This is a genomic window from Achromobacter marplatensis (assembly GCF_002209535.1).
GTDB lineage: Bacteria > Pseudomonadota > Gammaproteobacteria > Burkholderiales > Burkholderiaceae_B > Achromobacter > Achromobacter marplatensis.
Genome location: NZ_NJIG01000020.1, coordinates 64,703 through 82,781 on the forward strand (window position 1 = coordinate 64,703; position 18,079 = coordinate 82,781).

Annotated in this window: 19 protein-coding genes; 16 read left to right on the forward strand and 3 right to left on the reverse strand. The window is 65.5% G+C overall.

Going from position 1 to position 18,079, the window contains the following annotated elements:
• Nucleotides 1-27 precede the first annotated feature (27 nt).
• From CEY09_RS27820 to CEY09_RS27845, 6 genes are all read left to right on the forward strand, one after another.
• Nucleotides 28-549 carry a sigma-70 family RNA polymerase sigma factor gene (locus CEY09_RS27820; protein ID WP_088591078.1) on the forward strand — a complete coding sequence of 174 codons (522 nt, stop codon included), beginning with the start codon at nt 28-30 and terminating at the stop codon, nt 547-549.
• Nucleotides 550-555: 6 nt separating this feature from the next.
• Nucleotides 556-1,542 carry a FecR domain-containing protein gene (locus tag CEY09_RS27825; protein ID WP_088591079.1) on the forward strand — a complete coding sequence of 329 codons (987 nt, stop codon included), beginning with the start codon at nt 556-558 and terminating at the stop codon, nt 1,540-1,542.
• A 211-nt stretch (nt 1,543-1,753) separates the two neighbouring features.
• The gene (locus CEY09_RS27830; protein WP_088591080.1) at nt 1,754-4,156 is read left to right on the forward strand and encodes a TonB-dependent siderophore receptor; all 2,403 of its coding nucleotides are present in this window, start codon (nt 1,754-1,756) and stop codon (nt 4,154-4,156) included.
• A gap of 285 nt (nt 4,157-4,441) precedes the next feature.
• Complete coding sequence (locus CEY09_RS27835) at nt 4,442-5,377, forward strand: 3-hydroxyacyl-CoA dehydrogenase family protein (RefSeq protein WP_088591081.1); 936 nt, start codon at nt 4,442-4,444, stop codon at nt 5,375-5,377.
• A gap of 174 nt (nt 5,378-5,551) precedes the next feature.
• Nucleotides 5,552-6,892: a short-chain fatty acid transporter gene (locus CEY09_RS27840; RefSeq protein WP_088591082.1), complete on the forward strand. Its 1,341-nt coding sequence runs from the start codon at nt 5,552-5,554 to the stop codon at nt 6,890-6,892.
• A gap of 146 nt (nt 6,893-7,038) precedes the next feature.
• Entirely contained in the window at nt 7,039-7,767 is a 729-nt protein-coding gene (locus CEY09_RS27845) for an SDR family NAD(P)-dependent oxidoreductase (RefSeq protein WP_088591083.1), read from the forward strand.
• A gap of 53 nt (nt 7,768-7,820) precedes the next feature.
• Here the strand turns inward: CEY09_RS27845 and CEY09_RS27850 are convergent, their stop codons facing one another.
• Complete coding sequence (locus CEY09_RS27850; RefSeq protein ID WP_088591084.1) at nt 7,821-8,603, reverse strand: IclR family transcriptional regulator; 783 nt, start codon at nt 8,601-8,603, stop codon at nt 7,821-7,823.
• A gap of 193 nt (nt 8,604-8,796) precedes the next feature.
• Between CEY09_RS27850 and CEY09_RS27855 the strand changes: the two genes are divergently transcribed.
• From CEY09_RS27855 to CEY09_RS27880, 6 genes are read left to right on the forward strand one after another with little or no spacing between them, the layout of a single operon-like run.
• Nucleotides 8,797-9,474 (forward strand): 3-oxoacid CoA-transferase subunit A, encoded by a 678-nt coding sequence (locus CEY09_RS27855; protein WP_006227167.1) that lies wholly within the window; start codon nt 8,797-8,799, stop codon nt 9,472-9,474.
• Nucleotides 9,471-10,115 carry a 3-oxoacid CoA-transferase subunit B gene (locus tag CEY09_RS27860; protein ID WP_006227166.1) on the forward strand — a complete coding sequence of 215 codons (645 nt, stop codon included), beginning with the start codon at nt 9,471-9,473 and terminating at the stop codon, nt 10,113-10,115. The genes CEY09_RS27855 and CEY09_RS27860 overlap by 4 nt, the downstream gene beginning before the upstream one ends.
• A 60-nt stretch (nt 10,116-10,175) precedes the next feature.
• Nucleotides 10,176-10,451 (forward strand): muconolactone Delta-isomerase, encoded by a 276-nt coding sequence (gene catC / locus CEY09_RS27865; RefSeq protein WP_006227165.1) that lies wholly within the window; start codon nt 10,176-10,178, stop codon nt 10,449-10,451.
• 16 nt (nt 10,452-10,467) lie between these two features.
• On the forward strand, nt 10,468-10,764 hold the full coding sequence (locus CEY09_RS27870; protein ID WP_006227164.1) for a YciI family protein: 297 nt from the start codon (nt 10,468-10,470) through the stop codon (nt 10,762-10,764).
• A 53-nt stretch (nt 10,765-10,817) separates the two neighbouring features.
• Complete coding sequence (gene pcaD, locus CEY09_RS27875) at nt 10,818-11,597, forward strand: 3-oxoadipate enol-lactonase (protein ID WP_088591085.1); 780 nt, start codon at nt 10,818-10,820, stop codon at nt 11,595-11,597.
• Nucleotides 11,598-11,601: 4 nt separating this feature from the next.
• Nucleotides 11,602-12,642 carry a cyclase family protein gene (locus tag CEY09_RS27880; protein WP_088591086.1) on the forward strand — a complete coding sequence of 347 codons (1,041 nt, stop codon included), beginning with the start codon at nt 11,602-11,604 and terminating at the stop codon, nt 12,640-12,642.
• 300 nt (nt 12,643-12,942) lie between these two features.
• On the opposite strand, the gene CEY09_RS27885 is transcribed toward CEY09_RS27880, so the two are convergent.
• Nucleotides 12,943-13,275, reverse strand: a complete 333-nt coding sequence (locus CEY09_RS27885) for a PsiF family protein (protein ID WP_006227161.1) — start codon at nt 13,273-13,275, stop codon at nt 12,943-12,945.
• Nucleotides 13,276-13,671: 396 nt separating this feature from the next.
• On the opposite strand from CEY09_RS27885, the gene CEY09_RS27890 reads away from it, so the two are divergent.
• Together CEY09_RS27890 and CEY09_RS27895 are read left to right on the forward strand one after the other, a co-directional pair.
• A complete protein-coding gene (locus CEY09_RS27890) occupies nt 13,672-14,010 on the forward strand; it encodes an FxLYD domain-containing protein (protein ID WP_006227160.1) in 339 nt (112 codons plus the stop codon).
• A gap of 374 nt (nt 14,011-14,384) precedes the next feature.
• A complete protein-coding gene (locus tag CEY09_RS27895) occupies nt 14,385-15,035 on the forward strand; it encodes a carbonic anhydrase (protein WP_088591087.1) in 651 nt (216 codons plus the stop codon).
• 24 nt (nt 15,036-15,059) lie between these two features.
• On the opposite strand, the gene CEY09_RS27900 is transcribed toward CEY09_RS27895, so the two are convergent.
• Nucleotides 15,060-15,737 carry a GntR family transcriptional regulator gene (locus CEY09_RS27900; protein ID WP_006227158.1) on the reverse strand — a complete coding sequence of 226 codons (678 nt, stop codon included), beginning with the start codon at nt 15,735-15,737 and terminating at the stop codon, nt 15,060-15,062.
• A gap of 203 nt (nt 15,738-15,940) precedes the next feature.
• Between CEY09_RS27900 and CEY09_RS27905 the strand changes: the two genes are divergently transcribed.
• Entirely contained in the window at nt 15,941-16,735 is a 795-nt protein-coding gene (locus tag CEY09_RS27905) for an SDR family NAD(P)-dependent oxidoreductase (protein WP_006227157.1), read from the forward strand.
• 80 nt (nt 16,736-16,815) lie between these two features.
• Complete coding sequence (locus CEY09_RS27910; protein WP_088591088.1) at nt 16,816-18,030, forward strand: ABC transporter substrate-binding protein; 1,215 nt, start codon at nt 16,816-16,818, stop codon at nt 18,028-18,030.
• The last annotated feature ends 49 nt before the right edge of the window (nt 18,031-18,079 follow it).

Here is an 18,079-nt window from a genome sequence, read left to right on the forward strand (position 1 = left end):
CCCGGCGCCGCGCGCCCGGGGGCTTCCATGTCCATTACCGATTCCGCCGGTCCGCCAGCGGGCATCGAAAGCCTGTACACCGAGCACCACGGCTGGCTGCGTACCTGGCTGCGGCGCAGGCTGGGCAACGCCTTCGACGCGGCCGATCTGGCGCACGACACCTATCTGCGCATCCTGAATAGCGGCCGTGTCCCCGAGCCCCATCAGTCCCGCCAGCATCTGGCGCAGATCGCCAAGTGCCTGGTCATCGACCTGTACCGCCGTCGCCAGATTGAAGCGGCCTATCTGGACGCCATCGCCCACCTGCCGCCTGCGCACGCGCCTTCCGAAGAGACCCGTGCGCTGACCGTCCAGGCCCTGATCCAGATCGACCTGATCCTGAACGGCATGCCGGCCAAGGTGCGCGAAGCCTTGCTACTGTGCAAGCTGGACGGGTTGAGCTACACGGAGATCGCGGCCCGGCTGGGCGTGTCGGTATCGTCCGTGAAGAAGTACATCGCGACGGCGCTGCTGGCCTGCTATCAGGCGCAGTTGGCGGCCGGCGGCTGAACGGCCATGACGGGTACGACAAGCCTTGCACAGCCGGACCGGCCCATTGATCCCGCCATCATGCGCCAGGCCGCCGCGTGGATCGCCCAGATGTGGTCCGACGATGTCAGCGAGCAGGACCGGACCGCGTGCGCCCATTGGCGCGCCCGGCATCCCGACCATGAGCAAGCGTGGCAGCGATTGATCGCGTTCGAACACAAGCTGGGCAGCGTGCCGCGCGATGCCGCACGCCAGGCGTTGCGCGCCCCCGCTGGCGCCGGACGACGGCGCGCCCTGCGCGCATTGGGCCTGGGCGCGGTGGCCATCGGCGCCGGCTACGCGATGCGCGGCACCGATACGTGGCAAGCCGCCACGTCCGACTATCGCAGCGGCACCGGCGAAATCCTGGCGCTGACACTGCCGGACGGTTCGCACATCACCTTGTCCACAGGCTCGGCGGTCGATCTGCGGTTTACGCACGACGAGCGACTGGTGGTTCTACGCGTCGGAGAAATCCTCATTGCCACGGCCCCGGACGCAGCCGCCGTGTCCCGGCCCTTCCGGGTGCGCACCCGGCACGGCACCGTCCAGGCGCTGGGGACCCGCTTTACCGTTCGTGACGACGACACGGCTTCTCGCGTCGCCGTATTCGAAGGCGCGGTGGAAATACGGCCGGCCCGCGCACCGGATGAGGCGGTGCGCGTGGAAGCCGGCCGGGGATCAAGCTTCTCGCAATATGGTGTTGAACCGCTTGAGCCGGTGTCCGAGGCTGCGGCAGCCTGGAGCCGTGGCGTGCTGGTGGCTGACGACATGCGCCTGGACGCCTTTGTTGCAGAACTTGCCCGCTACCGGTCCGGCCTGCTGCGTTGCGACCCGGCCGTCGCGGATTTGCGCGTCAGCGGCGTCTTTTCGCTGCGCGACACCGATCGGGCCTTGGATAACCTGACGCGCGGCCTGCCGGTGACGGTGGTCTACCGCAGCCGCTATTGGGTGACGGTGCGGGCGGCAGACTGAACGCGCCCCATGCCGAAGCTGCCCGCACCTGTCGCGTTACAACTTTTTTTGGCTGGCGATTGTCCTTTGGGCCGCCTCGTTCGGGATACAGGGTGAACCCCCTCAACCTTGAACCCAAGCAGCAAGGCCCAAGACCATGTCCCGTCATCACCCGTCCCATCGCCGCGGCCGCTCGTTGGCCGCGCCGGCATCCCATTCCGCGTCCTCCCGCATGGCGTTGGGCCGCCGCACCGCCGCGGCCCGATTGGCCTGGCTGATCAGCACCGCACTAACGGCCGTCGCCGCCGCGCCAGCGGCCCAGGCGCAAGCCGTGGAGGCCAAGCGCAGCTACGTCATCGCCGGCGGCTCGCTGAGCCAGGCGCTCAACGCCTACGCCAACGCGGCGGGGGTGGAACTGACCATGGACGCGAGCTTGCTGCACGGCAAGCGTAGCAGCGGGCTGTCGGGCAACTACACCGTGCGCGAGGGATTCGCCGAACTGCTGCGCGGCCACGGCCTGCGGGCATCGCCGGAACCCAATGGCAGTTTTACGCTGAAAGCGGCGCCCGCCTCGCGAGAGGACGCCGCGCTGCTCGATCCCGTGACCGTCACGGGACAGGCAGAGACGGCCACGGGGCCTTTCCACGGCTACGCGGCCACGCTCAGCGCGACGGGCACCAAGACCGATACGCCCATCATCGAAACCCCGCAGTCGATCACCGTGGTGGGCGCGGAAGAAATCGAAACGCTCAAATCGCAGAGCCTGCAGGACGCGTTGGGGTACGTCGCGGGCGTAAGCCGCGCCGAGGGCCTGGACAGGACCACGGATAGCCTGTTCCTACGAGGATTTCGCTCGAACCAGGGCAGCTATTACCGCGACGGCTCCTTGTACACCGTCAACATCTACGACGGCAGGCAAGAGCCCTACGGTCTGGAACGGATCGAGTTCTTGAAAGGCGCCTCGTCGGTCCTCTTCGGCGCAATGCCCCCGGGCGGTATCGTCAACACCGTCAGCAAGCGTCCCACCCTCGAACCGTTGCGGGAACTGAATGTGGAGGCGGGGAGCTTCCGCCGCAAACAGGTGGCCGCCGATTTCGGCGGCGCGCTGGACCAAGACGGCACATGGTCGTACCGGCTGACCGCGCTCAAGCGCGACAGCGACACCTTCATCGACCATGTACCCGATGACCGGACCTACGTCGCGCCGGCCGTCAAATGGCAGCCGAGCGAGGCGACCTCGCTGACGCTCCTGGCCGAGTATCAGAAAGACCGCACCGCCTACGTCTACGGCCTGCCAGCACAGGGCACGGTACTGCCCAACATCAACGGCGACATCCCGCGCGATCGCTTCACGGGCGAGCCCGGCCTGGACGAGTTCAAGATGGAACGCTTTTCCGTCGGATACTTGTTCGAGCACGCCTTCAGCAGCCAATTGAAACTGCGCCACAACCTGCGCTACGTCAACGCGAAGAGCGACTACAACTCCACCGACATCTGGCAGTTGATGCCCGATCAGCGCAGGACTGCGGACCGCGGCTTCTCACCCCGCCAGGACAAATCGTCGGCGCTGTCCGTCGATACGTCGCTGCAATACCAGACCCGCACCGGTGTTGTCGACCACACGCTGCTGGCCGGGCTGGACTACTCGATGCCACGGCACGAGAGCAGGCGCTATTTCCAGACGCTGGACAGCCTTGACCTCTTCGACCCGACATACGGCAGTCCGCTGGGGCCTGCGACGCCCAACTACGGCTCGTCAACGAAGGGCGACAACAAGCGACTGGGCATATATTTCCAGGACCAGATGAAGATCGTCGACAAATGGGTTGTACTGCTGGGCGGGCGGCAAGACTGGGTGACCGGCAACGAACACAACCTGTTCACGCAAGAGCAGTACGCGGACAACGAGAAAAGCCAGGCGTTCAGCGGGCGCGCCGGGCTGGTCTACCTGGCCGACAACGGCCTGGCCCCCTTCGTGAGCTTTAGCCAGTCGTTCGAACCGACCCTCGGCCAGGACCGCCAGGGCAATCGTTTCGAACCCACCCGCGGCGAACAGTACGAGGCGGGCCTGCGGTATCAACCCGCCGGTTCGGGCATGCTGCTGTCGGCGTCGATGTACCAGCTGATCCGAAAAAACGTGACCGTGACCGACCCTTTGGACACGTCCTACCAGATCCAGGCCGGCAAGGCGCGCTCGCGGGGCCTGGAACTGGAGGCGCGCACCCGCATCGGCCGTCATGCCAACCTGATCGCGGCCTATGCCTACACCGATGCACGCACGCTCAAGGCCAGCCCTTTGCAACCCGGCGAAGAGGGCAAGCGCCTGAACTCGGTCCCCTTCAACCAATTCTCGCTCTGGGGGGACTATGGCTTCGGCGACTTCGGCCTGCCCGGACTGAGGGTGGGCGCCGGCGTCCGCTACGTAGGCAGCACCCGCGGCATGGCGCACGGCACAGCCGTCGAAGTGCCCTCTTTCACCCTGATTGACGCGATGGTCAGCTACACCACGGGGCCATGGAAATTCGCATTGAACGCCACCAATCTGACCGATAAGACTTACATCGGCAGTTGCACCTACGGCTGCTTCTACGGCGAACCACGCCGGGTGATCGGCACCGCGACTTACCGCTGGTAAAGCCGGCGCGGCAGGGGAAGACGCTCTTCCCGGCAAGCCCCTGCCCACCCTCAGGCGTCCACCAGGTGAACGCCAAAAAATCCCCATTTGTCCATCCTCGGTGACTTTTAGTACTATTCCCACCAGAAATTCTATATACGCACAAATGTTCGTATATAGAACAAAACGATTTTTCTGGCCTCGCCGCACAGAAAGGCACCCTAGGAAGAGACAGAGCTCACCCTGATTCGCCCGCGTGCCTGACTGAACCGCAGCAGCCTGCAAGACAGCACCGAGCGAACCATCATGGATACTCCCCTCAAGAATCTCGCCGTCATCGGCGCAGGCGCCATGGGCAGCGGCATCGCCGCGCTATTCGCCTCGAAGGGACTCGACATCGTCCTGATCGATCCGATGGAAGGCGCCCTTGCCCGCGCCTTGAAGACCATCGAACGCCAATTGAACGTCTACGCCCCGGACAACGTTCAAGCCGCAATCGGCCGGATCCGCTTCGACCCCAGCCTGGACGCCGCCGCCAGCTGCGACCTCGTCATCGAAGCCGTACCGGAAAACCTGGAGCTCAAGCGCGGCATCTTCGCCAAGCTTGACGCCCTGTGCCCGGCCCACACGCTGTTCGCCACCAACACCTCGGGCCTGTCCATCAACGCCATCGCCAGCGCCGTCGCGCGCCGCGACCGCTTCGTGGGCACCCACTTCTTCACCCCTGCCGACGTCATCCCGCTGGTCGAAGTCGTGCGCAACGATGACACCTCGGAGGCCACCGTCGCCCAGGTCATGGCCACGCTGCGTTTCGCCGGCAAGCGGCCCGTGCTGGTGCGCCAGGACATCCCCGGCTTTATCGCCAACCGCATCCAGCACGCGCTGGCGCGCGAAGCGATCTCGCTTTTGGAAAAGGGCGTGGCCAGCGCCGAAGACATCGACGAAGTGGTCAAGTGGAGCCTGGGGCTGCGCCTGGCCTTGTCCGGCCCGCTGGAGCAGCGCGACATGAACGGCATCGACGTGCACTACGCGATCGCCAGCTATCTCTACAAAGACCTGGAAAACCGGACTGAGCCGTCCGACCTGCTCAAGAGCAAGGTCGAAAGCGGACAGATCGGCGCCAAAAGCGGCCAGGGCTTCTACTCCTGGAGCCCCGAACGCCGCGAACGCGTGCTGCGCGAGAAAAGCGCCACGCTGGGCGAACTGGCCGCGTGGCTCAACAGCAAGGCCGGCGACGCCTGACGGCGCCCCTACGAATTCACAACGGATAAGGCGCGGGGGCAACCGCCAACCGCGCCGACGGGCCACGAGCCCACCACACAAAGAAAACCAGACGTCGCTCCCGCCCGCACCGCCACCCGGTGACGGGCGAGGCAAGACACTAGAGAACCCGCCTACGGAGTTGTTGGAGGCACCATGAATAAACTCGCTTCATTCTTTACCGAGCTGATGCGCAAGTATCTGCCCGATCCTTTCGTTTTTGCGATCGCACTGACCCTGTTGACCGTGCTGCTCGCCATGGGCATCGAAGGCCAGAGCATCGGCGACGTCACCCGCGCCTGGGGCAAGGGCTTCTGGAGCCTCTTGGCCTTCACGACCCAGATGGCCGTGATCCTGGCCATGGGCTACGTGCTGGCCACCGCGCCGCTGACCGACCGCCTGCTCAACCGCATCGTCAGCCACGTGCACCGTCCGCACACCGCCATCATCGTCGCGACGCTGGTCGGCGGCGTGGGCAGCTACCTGAACTGGGGCTTCGGTCTGGTCATCGGCGGCATCGTCGCCAAGAAGCTGGCGCTGAAGGTCAAGGGCGTTCACTACCCGCTGATCATCGCGGCGGCCTATAGCGGCTTCACGATGTACGGCCTGGGCCTGTCCGCCAGCATCCCCGTGCTGGTCGCCACTCCCGGCCATCCGACCGCCAAGCAGATGGGCACCATCCCGCTGTCGGAAACCATCTTCTCGGTGCCCATGCTGATCACCAGCCTGGTCATCATCATCACGCTGCCGCTGCTCAACGCCTGGCTGCACCCGAAGAAGGGCGAGAAGATCGTTGAAGTGGACCCGGCGATCGACCGCGACGCCAACGCCTCCACCGCCACCGAAGACATGCTGGAAAAGGGCACCATCGCCTCGAAGCTGAACAACAGCCGCATCCTCTCCATGCTGATCGGCGCGCTGGGCATCGCCTACGTGACGTTCCACTTCATGGACGGCGGTTCGCTGGACCTGAACCTGATCAACTTCATCATCCTGTTCCTGGGCATCATCCTGCTGGGCACGCCGGCCGCCTACGTGGCCAAGCTGACCGAAGGCATCAAGACGATCTCCGGGATCATCCTGCAATATCCGTTTTACGCCGGCATCATGGCCATCATGGCCGCCTCCGGCCTGGTGACGTCGATCTCGCAGGTGTTCGTTGACTTCGCCACGCCGGCAACCCTGCCGTTCTGGGGCCTGATCAGCTCGTTCTTCATCAACTTCTTCGCTCCGTCCGCCGGTGGCCACTGGGTCATCCAGGGTCCGTTCATGATCGACGCGGCCAAGGAAATCGGCAGCGCGCTGAACCAGACGACCATGGCCGTCATGCTGGGCAACGCCTGGAACGACCTGGTGCAGCCCTTCTGGATCCTGCCGGCGCTGGCCTTGTCGAAACTCAAGCTGCGCGACGTGATGGGCTATACCGTCATCATGATGCTGTGGGTCGGCGTGATCCACATCACCGCCGTGCTGGCCTGGGGCTACGCCACGCACTGATAGGCTGATAGCCCCCCCTACGCGCTCACGCGCGCCCCCAGGGGCGACACCTACGGACCGGCGGAGCCGGATCTGGCGGTGTCCCTGACGGGGGAACCGGCTTTAGTTTTTGGAGCAGTGCTTTTCTAAACCGAACGGGAAATGAAATGAGCAAACCGACTGCGTATCTCGTCACTGGCGGCAGCGCCGGGATTGGCGCCGCCATCATCCGCATGCTGCTGGATGCGGGCCACAAGGTGGTCAACATCGACTACCGCCTGCCCGAGAATCCGCCGGCCGGGTTGGTCTCGTATCAGGCCGACCTGACTGACGAAGCGCGCACCAAGGAAGTCGCCGGCGAAGTCACCGCCGCCTACAACATCGTGGGCCTGGTGAACAACGCGGGCGCGACGCGCCCCGGCACGGCCGACACGGCCACCTTGGCGGATCTGGACTATGTGGTGAACCTGCATCTGCGCACCGCGCTGATCCTGGTGCAGGCCGCGCTGCCCGCCATGCGCGAAGCCGGCTTCGGCCGCATCGTGAACATGTCGTCGCGCGCCGCATTGGGCAAGCCGGACCGCGTGGTCTATTCGGCCACCAAGGCCGGCCTGGTGGGCCTGACCCGCACGCTCGCAATGGAACTGGGCGGCGACGGCATCACCGTCAACGCCATCGGCCCCGGCCCCATCGCGACCGACCTCTTCACCAAGAGCAACCCGGCCGGCGCCCCGCAGACCGAACGCATCATCAACAGCATCGTCGTCAAGCGCCTGGGCACGCCGGAAGACGTGGCGCGCGCCGCCATGTTCTTCCTGTCGCCCGACAATGGTTTCGTGACCGGCCAGATGCTGTACGTGTGCGGCGGCACGACGCTGGGCGTCGCCCCGATCTGAGCCCGGCCGCCATGCCCGCCCAGCCCCGCCTCCTGCCGTGCCGCCCGGTTCGCCTAGCGGCGCAGCAGCGCGTGGTTGATCTGGTCGGCGGCGTGGCGCAAGGGCGGCAGGAAAGCCTCCAGCATGGCCTCGCGCGAGAAGCGGTTGGAATGCCCGCTGACGTTCATCGCGGCGATCACCCGGCCGCTGCGGTCGATGATGGGCACCGCCACCGACTGCAGTCCCGGCTCCAGTTCCTGGGCCACGCAGGCGTAGCCGTCAGCGCGCACGCCGGCCAGCACGCGCTTGAGTTCGGCGATGTCGGTCACGGTATCGGCGGTGTAGGCCCGGATCTGGCTCATGGCCAGCACCCGGTCCAACTCCGCTTCCGGCAAACCAGCCAACAGCACGCGGCCCATCGACGTCACCCAGGCCGGCAGGCGGCTGCCTACGGCCAGGTTGATGGTCATGACCTTGTGCGTGGACAGGCGCAGAATGTAGACGATGTCCGCGCCTTCCAGCACCGACACGGAGCAGGACTCGCGCGTGAGCTCGGCCACTTCTTCCATGTAGGGCAGCGCCAGGTTCCACAGCGGCGTGCCCGACAGGTACGCGTAGCCCAGCTCCAGGATGCGCGGCGTCAGCGCGAATTTGCGGTCGAAGGCGGTGACGTAGCCCAGGTGTTCCAGGGTCAGCAGGATGCGGCGCGCGCCGGCACGGGTAAGCCCCGTGACGGTTGCCACTTCGGACAAGGTCATCTGCGAACGGTTCGGGCCGAAGGCCCGGATCACCGACAGGCCACGCGCGAACGATTGCACGTAGCTGTCGCTGGGTTGCTGGGTGTCAAGCTCCGCCATCCGTCCGGTCTCACGAGAAAAAAGCTCGCCGCTGGCGAGCCGTCCGTTGCCGTAAAAGGCAACGCAAAACGATGGAGATTGCACCGCGCTGGCTCGCCTTGACGCTATGCAGTCCCCATGAAACGATGTTCTTCAGAAGAACGAAAGTTCTAATGAAGAACAAATTATGACACGCCACCTATGAGCGAACATCATGATCTCTAAGCTTGTTGCAAGCGCGGCGGCCGCCCTGGCGGACGTACCCGACGGCGCCACCGTCATGATCGGCGGCTTCGGCACTGCCGGCCAGCCCATGGAATTGATCGACGCCCTGCTCGAACAGGGCGCGAAAGACCTGGTCATCATCAACAACAACGCCGGCAACGGCACCACGGGCCTTGCCGCCTTGCTGGGCGCGAACCGCGTGCGCAAGATCATCTGCTCGTTTCCCCGCCAGGTGGACTCGCAGATCTTCGACGGCCTGTACCGCAGCGGCAAGATCGAACTGGAACTGGTGCCCCAAGGCAACCTGGCCGAGCGCATCCGCGCCGCCGGCGCCGGCATCGGCGCGTTCTTCTCGCCCACCGGCTACGGCACCCCGCTGGCCGACGGCAAGGAAGTCCGCGAAATCAACGGCCGCCACTACGTGCTGGAATACCCCCTGCACGCCGACTACGCGCTGATCAAGGCCGAACGCGGCGACCGCTGGGGCAACCTGGTCTACCGCAAGACCGCCCGCAACTTCGGCCCCATCATGGCCAGCGCCGCGCGCGTGGCCGTGGCGCAAGTGCGTGAGGTGGTCGAGCTGGGCACGCTGGACCCCGAAACCGTCGTCACCCCCGGCATCTTCGTGCAGCGCGTCGTGCAGATCGACGCCAAGGAGCAGCAATGAGCACCAAACTGACCCGCGACCAGATCGCCGCCCGCGTCGCGCAGGACATCCCTGAAGGCGCCTACGTCAACCTGGGCATCGGCCTGCCCACGCTCGTCGCCAACCACTTGCCGGCCGACCGCGAAGTCATCCTGCATACGGAAAACGGCATGCTGGGCATGGGCCCCGCTCCCGCCAAGGGCGAGGAAGACTACGACCTGATCAACGCCGGCAAGCAGCCCGTCACCGAACTGCCCGGCTGCTCGTTCTTCCATCACGCCGATTCGTTCGCCATGATGCGCGGCGGCCACCTGGACATCTGCGTGCTGGGCGCCTTCCAGGTGTCGCAGCACGGCGACCTGGCCAACTGGCACACGGGTGCGCCGGACGCCATCCCCGCCGTGGGCGGCGCGATGGACCTGGCCATCGGCGCCAAGGACGTCTTCGTGATGATGGAACTGCAGACCCGCGAAGGCCAGAGCAAGCTGGTCGAAGCCTGCACCTACCCGCTGACCGGCGTGCGCTGCGTGTCGCGCGTGTACACGGACGTGGCGGTGTTCGACATCCGCGCAGACGGCGTGACCGTCATCGACATGTTCGGCGACGTCACCGCCGACGAACTGCTGGCCCTGACCGGCCTGCCGCTGAAGTTTTCCGCCTGATTTTTTTGCCGATACGCCGCCCGTGGCTGATGCCGGGGCGGCCTCTCTGGAGAGTCCATCATGTTGTTCATGGTTCAAATGCAAGTCAATCTGCCCGTCGACATGCCGGCCGAACGCGCCGACAAGCTCAAGGCCGACGAAAAGGCCCTGGCGCAGCAACTGCAGCGCGACGGCAAGTGGAAGGAGTTGTGGCGCGTGGTCGGCCGCTATGCCAACGTCAGCATCTTCGACGTGGAAAGCAACGACGAACTGCACACGCTGCTGGCCTCCCTGCCGCTGTTCCCGTACATGGACATCAACGTCACGGCGCTGGCGCGCCACCCGTCGGCCATCTGAAACGACAGGAGTTCCCATGCCCTACATCATCGAAACGTTCGATAAGCCCAACCACCAGGAAGTGCGCCAACAGCATCGCGCGGCGCACCTGGAATACCTGGACGCCAACAAGCAGTTGCTGCTGGCGTGCGGCGCCAAGCTGCAGGACGACGGCAAGGATGCCGGCGGCGGCCTGTACATCGTTGACCTGGACACGCGCGAAGCCGCGCAGCAGTTCATCGATGCCGACCCGTTTTCGCAAGCCAAGCTCTTCGACCGCGTGACCATCACGCGCTGGCGCAAAGCCTACGTCGACGGCACCTGCTACCTGTAATCCCGAAGCGGCCGCCCTTTGCGCGGCCGCGGCTTCATCCGAGGTAATCCCACATGGCTTACGCCGAACTCAGCCAGGCACGGCTGTTCTACGTCATCGATGGCCCGGCCGACGCGCCGATGCTGGTGCTCTCCAATTCGCTGGGCACCTGCTCCGACATGTGGGCCCGCCAGATCCCCGAACTGACCAAGCACTTCCGCGTGCTGCGCTACGACACCCGCGGCCACGGCAAGTCCTCGATCCCCGACGGCGAATACACCTTCGAACAACTGGCAGGCGACGTCGCCGAACTGCTGGCGCACCTGGGCATCAAACGCGCCCACTTCTGCGGTCTGTCGATGGGCGGCCCCACCGGCATCGCGCTGGCGCTGGCGCACCCGCAGCTCGTCTCCAAGCTGATCCTGTGCAACACCGCAGCGCGCATCGGCTCGGCCGAAGGCTGGAGCACGCGCATCGGCGCAGTCGCCGAGCAGACCCTGGAGAAAATGGCCCCCACGCTCGTCGAGCGCTGGCTGACCGACGACTACCGCGCCGCCGAACCGGGCCTGACGCAAGTACTGATCGACATGCTGCGCCGCACGCCGGACGCCGGCTATTCGGCCAACTGCGCCGCCCTGCGCGACGCCGACTACCGCCCGCAGGTCTCAGCCGTCGCCGCGCCCACGCTCGTCATCAGCAGCACGCACGACCTGGCCGCCACGCCCGCCCAAGGCAAAGAGCTGGCCGCCGCCATCACGGGTGCCCGCTATGTCGAACTGAACACCTCCCACATCTCGAACTGGGAGCAACCGGAAGCCTTCACCCGCGCGGTCGTCGACTTCCTGACGGAGTAACCGCATGCAGCGCTGGAAACACCGGCCCGAAGGCTCCAACTGGGGCGACTTCGGACCCGAAGACCAACTTGGCCGCCTGAACCTCATCACCGAAGAACAGGTCTTGAAGGGCGCGCGCGAAATCCGCGCCGGCAAGACGTTCTGCCTGTCGTTGCCGCTGGACCTGCCCGGCGGCAACGTGCTCAACCCGCGCCGCCACCCGCCGCAACTCAGCCCCACCCGGCTGGCGGACACGCCCTACCTGAACTTCCCGCTGAAGAACGTCAACCCGGATGCGGTGGACGTGCTGAGCGACGACCAGGTGCTGCTGTCCATGCAGTACTCCACCCAATGGGACGCGCTGGCGCACGTGGGCGCGCTGTTTGACGCCGACGGCGACGGCAAGCCCGAACTGCGCTACTACAACGGCTTTCAGGCCGGCGTGGACGTCGTCGGCCCGGCCGACGGCGACCACACGGGTTGCGGCTGCAACAGCGGCGGCCCGTCGGCCGCGCTGAAGCTGGGCGTGGAGAATCTGGCGCAGAAAGGCATGCAAGGGCGCGGCGTGCTGGTGGACCTGTTCCGCCACTACGGCCCCGGCCGCACGCTGATCGGCCACGCCGAACTGATGCACGTACTGGAAACGGACGGCATCACGGTCGAACGCGGCGACATGCTGGTGCTGCGCACCGGCTACGCCGAGGCCGTCGTCGCCATGAACGGCACGCCGGACCCCGAGGTGCTGCACACCTACGGCGCCGCGCTGGACGGCACCGACGCCGCGCTCCTGCAATGGATCACGGATAGCGGCATCGCCGCCATCTGCGCCGACAACTACGCGGTCGAGGCCTACCCCGCCCGCGAGAAAACCGGCCCGCGCGCCATGCTGCCGCTGCACCACCATTGCCTCTTCAAGCTGGGCCTGCCGCTGGCAGAGCTGTGGTACCTGAAAGACCTGGCCGACTTCCTGCATGCGAACGGACGCCATCACTTCATGCTGACCGCCCCGCCGCTGCGCCTGCCGCACGCGATCGGTTCCCCGGTCACGCCGATCGCTACCGTCTAGGATGCGCAAAGCCCCCGAAAGGGGGCTTTTTTTTGAAGCCGTCGAAAAGGGACGGGGGCTGGGAAACCGTCGAAAAGGGACGGGGGCTAGGAAACCGTCGGTCCGTAGGATGGGTGGAGCGCGAGAGACCTTACGCAAGGACTCGATCATCCAGCGCGCGCAACCCATCAGGCAGCGGTCGCGTTGTGGCTGCAATTGCCAAGAAATCACCGCTGCTTGATGGGTTGCGCGCGCTGCATATTGGCGTTCTTGCCCCGCGTTTCTCGCGCTTCACCCATCCTACGATCCCATCAAGACTGGTCAGCCCTTCAGGCACGTGCTCATGAAAGTCTTGCGCGCGTCGCCGGTCAGCTTCTGGTCGCCCGCCTTCGCATTGCAGTCCTTCATCTTCTGCTGCTGCGGCGTCAGTTGCTTGGCGGGCGCGGGGGCCTCGCCTTTCAGGCAGCTGCTCATGTAGGTCTTGCGATCGTCGCCCGTCTTACCGGTTGCCGACTTGTTGCAGTCGGCCATGCGCTGCTGTTGCGGCGTGGGCGTCTTGGCGGGCGCGGGAGCGGCGGGGGTCTGCGCATACGCGCCGAAAAAACATGCGGACAACACGAGGGCCGAGGCCAACTGGCTAGTACGGGAAAGCATGAGTTTCTCCCTTGAGCGTTATGCGCCCGGTTGGCGCAAGGACGCGCTTGACGCTGGGCGGCACGATCTGCCGGCCACTTGCCGGCCCGGTCATCATCGAACAAAGCGACAGGCTTCGCAAGCGCGGAAAGGTTAAGAAAAGCCAGGAAACCGCGCCCGATTCGTTCAGCTTTTCGACAGCAGAAACTCCCAAGCTAGAGACATTCCGATGCATTTGTGCCATCCCCCATCGAATCTGGGAACATGCCGCGCAACCTGTTACCCATTCATCCTTTTGACCCGTTGTGCCCGGCTGCGGAAAGGTGTGAGATACAGCTGTCCGCGCGATACGCGGGCGGCGAAGACGGCGGCGCGGACAAGCAGGCGCCCCGACGCCAGCGTCCCAGGAGACCATCCATGAAACTCGCCGTTGCCTCTCTCGTCTTGCTTGCCGGCCTGTCCGGCGCCGCCGGCGCGCAAAGCCTGGCCTACGGCGTCACTCTGGGCAACGTGCAGGCGGTGCGCGATATCAACATGAACGTATCCACCATCACGGGGTCGCTGGCCAATCAATCGGGCCGGCCCATCTCCAGCGCGGTCCTGACCTTTGTGCTGTATGACGCGCAAGGGCGCGAAGTGGGCCGGGTTAACGACGACGTCATCGGTCCGATGGCGCCGGGACAGATCCGGCTGGTGAAGGCGATCACGCCGCTGCAGTTCACCCGCGTCACGGTGCTGGACATCCGGGCACAATAGTTAGCCCCCACGCTTCGCGCGCTACGCGCGCTCTCTGCCCCCCGAGGGGGCTTCCCCGCCTTGGGGCGGCCCGGCGGCGGGGGGGGTTAGCCCCCACGCTTCGCGCGCTATGCGCGCTCTCTGCCCCCCGAGGGGGCTTCCCCGCCTTGGGGCGGCCCGGCGGCGGGGGGGGTTAGCCCCCACGCTACGCGCGCTCTCTGCCTTCACGGGAAGCAAAAAACCCTTCTGTGGCCAGGGTTTAGACAGGGGGTTGTAGGGTCAAATATGGGAAAATTCCGCTTGTCGACTCGATAACAGGGGCTTCCACACGAAGCCCCTTATTGCGTCTGTCGGCGTGCCAGCAGGCCTGGCCTTGTTACTAGGAAGTGAAGATCATGTTCCCAAAAAGACTCACCGAAGGCTATCAATCGTTCCTGGAGGGCCGTTTCCATTCGGAAAGCAGCCGCTATCAGAAACTGGCCGAACTGGGCCAAAGCCCGGAAATCCTGCTTATCGGCTGCTGCGATTCCCGCGTGTCCCCCGAAGTGATCTTCGATGCCGGCCCGGGCGAGATGTTCGTGGTGCGCAACGTCGCCAACCTGGTGCCGCCCTGTGAGCCCGACTCTGAATCGTCCTATCACGGCACCAGCGCCGCGATCGAATTCGCGGTCAACGGGTTGAACGTCAAGCACATCGTCGTGCTGGGCCACGCGTCCTGCGGCGGCATCCGCTCGTTCTTCGACGACGCCAAGCCCCTGTCCAAGGGCGACTTCATCGGCAAGTGGATGTCGCAGATCGAACCCGTGGCCGAACGCCTGGGCCCCGGCTCCGGCGACCGCCAAGCCAAGCTCAAGCGCCTGGAACTGGCCGTGGTCGAGCACAGCCTGAACAACCTGATGACGTTCCCGTCCATCCGCCGCCGCGTGGAAAAGGGCGACCTGGAACTGCACGGCACCTACTTCGGCGTGGCCACCGGCGTGCTGTTCCTGCGCGACCCGAAAACCGGCGAATTCGAGCCCTGCCTGGAAACCGGCATCAACGGCTAACCGCCGCCGCGGCCGGCGCTACGCTTACACCCGGTAAGCCTGCGCCAGCCGCTCGTAGTTGTTCTTCAGGATGATCCCCGCGTAGTAGACGTGTTCGCGCATCAGGTCTTCAGCGCGCGCGCCGTCACGCGCGATGATCGCGTTGACGATCCGGTGGTGATCATCGTGCGAGCGCAGGATGATGCCGTGGTCTTCCCACAGGATGATGCGGTCCGACGCATAGGGGATGGCCTGCGCCTGCGTGGCGAAGCGCTTGACCCACGGGTTGCCCGCCGCCTCGAGGATGCCATTGTGCAAGGTGATGTTCACCTTCTGGTAGGGCAAATGGTCCTCGGCCAGCAGCACCCCTTTCGCCAGGATCCGGTCGCCCTCGTCCAGGCAGTTCTTCAATACCGCCACCGCGTCGTTGCTCAGCCCGCGCAAGGCCGCCTGCCGACAGGCCAGCCCTTCCAGCGCGGCGCGCACTTCGTACGCCGCCACGATCTCGCCGATGTCATAGGCGCGCACGGTGTAGCCGCGCTTGGGCAGATGCTCCAGCAGACCTTCATTGCCCAGCGTCGCCAGCGCGGCGCGCACCGGCGTGCGCGACACCCCCAGTTTCTCGGCCAGCGGGATTTCTTCCAGACGGGCGCCGGGGCTGAATTGGCCGTGCAGCACCCAGTCCCGCAGCGTATCGGTAACGTGTTGAGATAGCGTGTCCATGACCTCATTGTATACATGAAGGATACATGCGGCGACTTCCTCACCAGCACCCTACGCGCTTTCCCTAGTGTCTATGCCCTACATCAAACGATGCTCAGGGTAAGCACCTATACCTGCGCCCACTCCATGTATACATAATCGCAAAAAATTGAAATCAGCGGCCCCGCCTTCCCAGGCAGACGGCACGCCAATCAGGAGACAGCATGTCCAATGTATCCACGCCCCCCGCGCTTGGCGCGGCCTCCCGTCTTGCGCTCGTGACCGGCGGCGGCGGGGGCATCGGCGCCACGATCTGCCAGGAGCTGGCGCGCGCGGGATTCCGTGTCGTGGTGTCGGACGTGGACGCCGTGCGCGCCCGCCGCGTGGCCGATGAACTGGGTGCGCCGCACGCCGCCCACGCTTTCGACGTCAGCGATGAAGCCGCGGTCGAAGGCGCATTCGACGCCATTGAAGCGCAGCACGGCCCGATCGCCGTGCTGGTCAGCGCCGCCGGGCTGCTGCTGTTCCAACCCGACGGCGAGCGCCCGCTCATCAAGGACACCACGCTGGACATCTGGGAGCGCAGCTTTGCCGTCAACGCGCGCGGCGTCTTCCTCTGCGGCCGCGCCTACCTGCGCCGGCGCGAAACCGCGCCGCTGGCGCACGGCCGCATCGTCACCTTCACGTCGGTGGCCGCGCAGTTGGGCGGCTACCGTTCCAGTGCCTCATACATTGCCGCCAAATCCGCCGTGCTGGGCCTGACCAAAGCGATGGCGCGCGAATCCGCGCACCTGGGCGTCACCGTCAACGGCATCGCGCCCGGCCTGATCGACACCGACATGCTGCGCAGCACGGTCACCAGCAGCGGCGCGCTGGCCGCAGCCGCGCAGGCGATCCCGCTGGGCCGCATCGGCACCGTGGACGACGTGGCTGCCGCCGTGCGCTTCCTGGCATCCGAAGAGGCCGGCTACATCACCGGCAGCGTGATCGACGTGAACGGCGGCTACCGCATGCAGTAAGGGGTGCCGGCAGCCTGCCGGCCTATGCAGCAAAGCGCCGCACACACAGGCGCGCATTCCAAAAAGACGGGAGACAAATCATGAATCAACGTAGTCGCTTCGCGGCCGCCGCGGCGCTGTGCGCGTGGGCCTTATCGACCGGCGCGCAAGCGCAGCAAGAGCCGGGCATCACGGACAAGACCATCAAGATCGGCCTGTTCGCGCCGCTGTCCGGCAGCGGCATGGCCTATGGCTTTGACGTGTTGAACGCCGCCAAGATGTGGTACGCCAAGGTCAACAAGGAAGGCGGCGTGCACGGCCGCCAGATCGAACTCGTCATCGAAGACGACCGCTGCAACGCCAATGACCTGGTCGCCGCGGTAAAAAAGCTCAATGAGCAGGACAAGGTATTCCTCTTGAACGGCGGTTCGTGCTCGGCCGCGGTCGTGGCGTCGCGCGAATACGTCGAACGCGAGAAGGTGCCGCTCGTCATGCTGAACGCCTCGGGCGACGGCGCGCTGTACCCGCCGTCCAAGTACATCTACGGCGCCTTCTCGATCTCGCAACACGCTGTGGGCGGTTCCATGGTGCAGTTCGCGTCCGAGCACCTGAAAGCCAGGAAGATCGGCTACATAAACCACGACGACGCCTACGGCGGCTGGAACCTCGAGGCGGCGCAAGCCCAGGCCAAGCAGTTGGGCGACCTGGGCCTGCAAGTGCAGTCGGTGAATCCCAACATCACCGACGTCACCGCGCCCATGCTGAAGATCCGTGCAGGCAACCCCGACGTGCTGCTCTTGACCACCTACGCCCGCCCCGCCGCGCTCATCATCAAGAAGGCGCAGGAACTGGGCTGGAACAAGCCCATCGTGCTGGCCGTGAACGGCACCGCCGACCTGAAGCAGCTGGTGGAGAATGTAGGCAACAAGGACGCCTTCAAGAACGTCTACATCCAGGACGTGCTGTCCGACTTGCCCGGCGGCCCCAAGCTGACCTGGGTGTACGACATGTACAAGCAGTCCTACCCCGACCTGGCCGCCAAGCCCGGCCATCCGCAAACCTACATGCCCTACGGCCTGCCGCCCGCCATGGCGGTGGTGAACGCACTGAAGGCCGCCGGCCCGCAACCCACGCGCGAAAAGGTCTTGCAGGCGCTGGAGACGATGAAGTTCGACTCGGGCGTCATGGCCGGCCCCATCGAGTTTGGCCCGAACGACCGCGCCGCGCAGGAATCCGCCATCTACATCAAGTTCGACGGCACCGGCATGACGCTCATCCCCGGCGCCTTCAAGAGCGTCTGGCAATACCAGAAGTAGGCCTGCGGCCTGTCACAGACCGAGCCCGCGCCGTGGCGCAGCACCGCGC

Excerpts from the sequence above, each read along its gene's own strand:
- CEY09_RS27820 (WP_088591078.1), top strand. The coding sequence starts at position 28 with ATGTCCATTACCGATTCCGCCGGTCCGCCAGCGGGCATCGAAAGCCTG.
- CEY09_RS27870 (WP_006227164.1), top strand. The coding sequence starts at position 10,468 with ATGCCCTACATCATCGAAACGTTCGATAAGCCCAACCACCAGGAAGTG.
- CEY09_RS27880 (WP_088591086.1), top strand. The coding sequence starts at position 11,602 with ATGCAGCGCTGGAAACACCGGCCCGAAGGCTCCAACTGGGGCGACTTC.
- CEY09_RS27860 (WP_006227166.1), top strand. The coding sequence starts at position 9,471 with ATGAGCACCAAACTGACCCGCGACCAGATCGCCGCCCGCGTCGCGCAG.
- CEY09_RS27835 (WP_088591081.1), top strand. The coding sequence starts at position 4,442 with ATGGATACTCCCCTCAAGAATCTCGCCGTCATCGGCGCAGGCGCCATG.
- CEY09_RS27885 (WP_006227161.1), bottom strand. The coding sequence starts at position 13,275 with ATGCTTTCCCGTACTAGCCAGTTGGCCTCGGCCCTCGTGTTGTCCGCA.
- CEY09_RS27905 (WP_006227157.1), top strand. The coding sequence starts at position 15,941 with ATGTCCAATGTATCCACGCCCCCCGCGCTTGGCGCGGCCTCCCGTCTT.
- CEY09_RS27910 (WP_088591088.1), top strand. The coding sequence starts at position 16,816 with ATGAATCAACGTAGTCGCTTCGCGGCCGCCGCGGCGCTGTGCGCGTGG.
- CEY09_RS27830 (WP_088591080.1), top strand. The coding sequence starts at position 1,754 with ATGGCGTTGGGCCGCCGCACCGCCGCGGCCCGATTGGCCTGGCTGATC.
- CEY09_RS27895 (WP_088591087.1), top strand. The coding sequence starts at position 14,385 with ATGTTCCCAAAAAGACTCACCGAAGGCTATCAATCGTTCCTGGAGGGC.
- CEY09_RS27900 (WP_006227158.1), bottom strand. The coding sequence starts at position 15,737 with ATGGACACGCTATCTCAACACGTTACCGATACGCTGCGGGACTGGGTG.
- catC (WP_006227165.1), top strand. The coding sequence starts at position 10,176 with ATGTTGTTCATGGTTCAAATGCAAGTCAATCTGCCCGTCGACATGCCG.
- pcaD (WP_088591085.1), top strand. The coding sequence starts at position 10,818 with ATGGCTTACGCCGAACTCAGCCAGGCACGGCTGTTCTACGTCATCGAT.
- CEY09_RS27825 (WP_088591079.1), top strand. The coding sequence starts at position 556 with ATGACGGGTACGACAAGCCTTGCACAGCCGGACCGGCCCATTGATCCC.
- CEY09_RS27840 (WP_088591082.1), top strand. The coding sequence starts at position 5,552 with ATGAATAAACTCGCTTCATTCTTTACCGAGCTGATGCGCAAGTATCTG.
- CEY09_RS27845 (WP_088591083.1), top strand. The coding sequence starts at position 7,039 with ATGAGCAAACCGACTGCGTATCTCGTCACTGGCGGCAGCGCCGGGATT.
- CEY09_RS27850 (WP_088591084.1), bottom strand. The coding sequence starts at position 8,603 with ATGGCGGAGCTTGACACCCAGCAACCCAGCGACAGCTACGTGCAATCG.
- CEY09_RS27855 (WP_006227167.1), top strand. The coding sequence starts at position 8,797 with ATGATCTCTAAGCTTGTTGCAAGCGCGGCGGCCGCCCTGGCGGACGTA.
- CEY09_RS27890 (WP_006227160.1), top strand. The coding sequence starts at position 13,672 with ATGAAACTCGCCGTTGCCTCTCTCGTCTTGCTTGCCGGCCTGTCCGGC.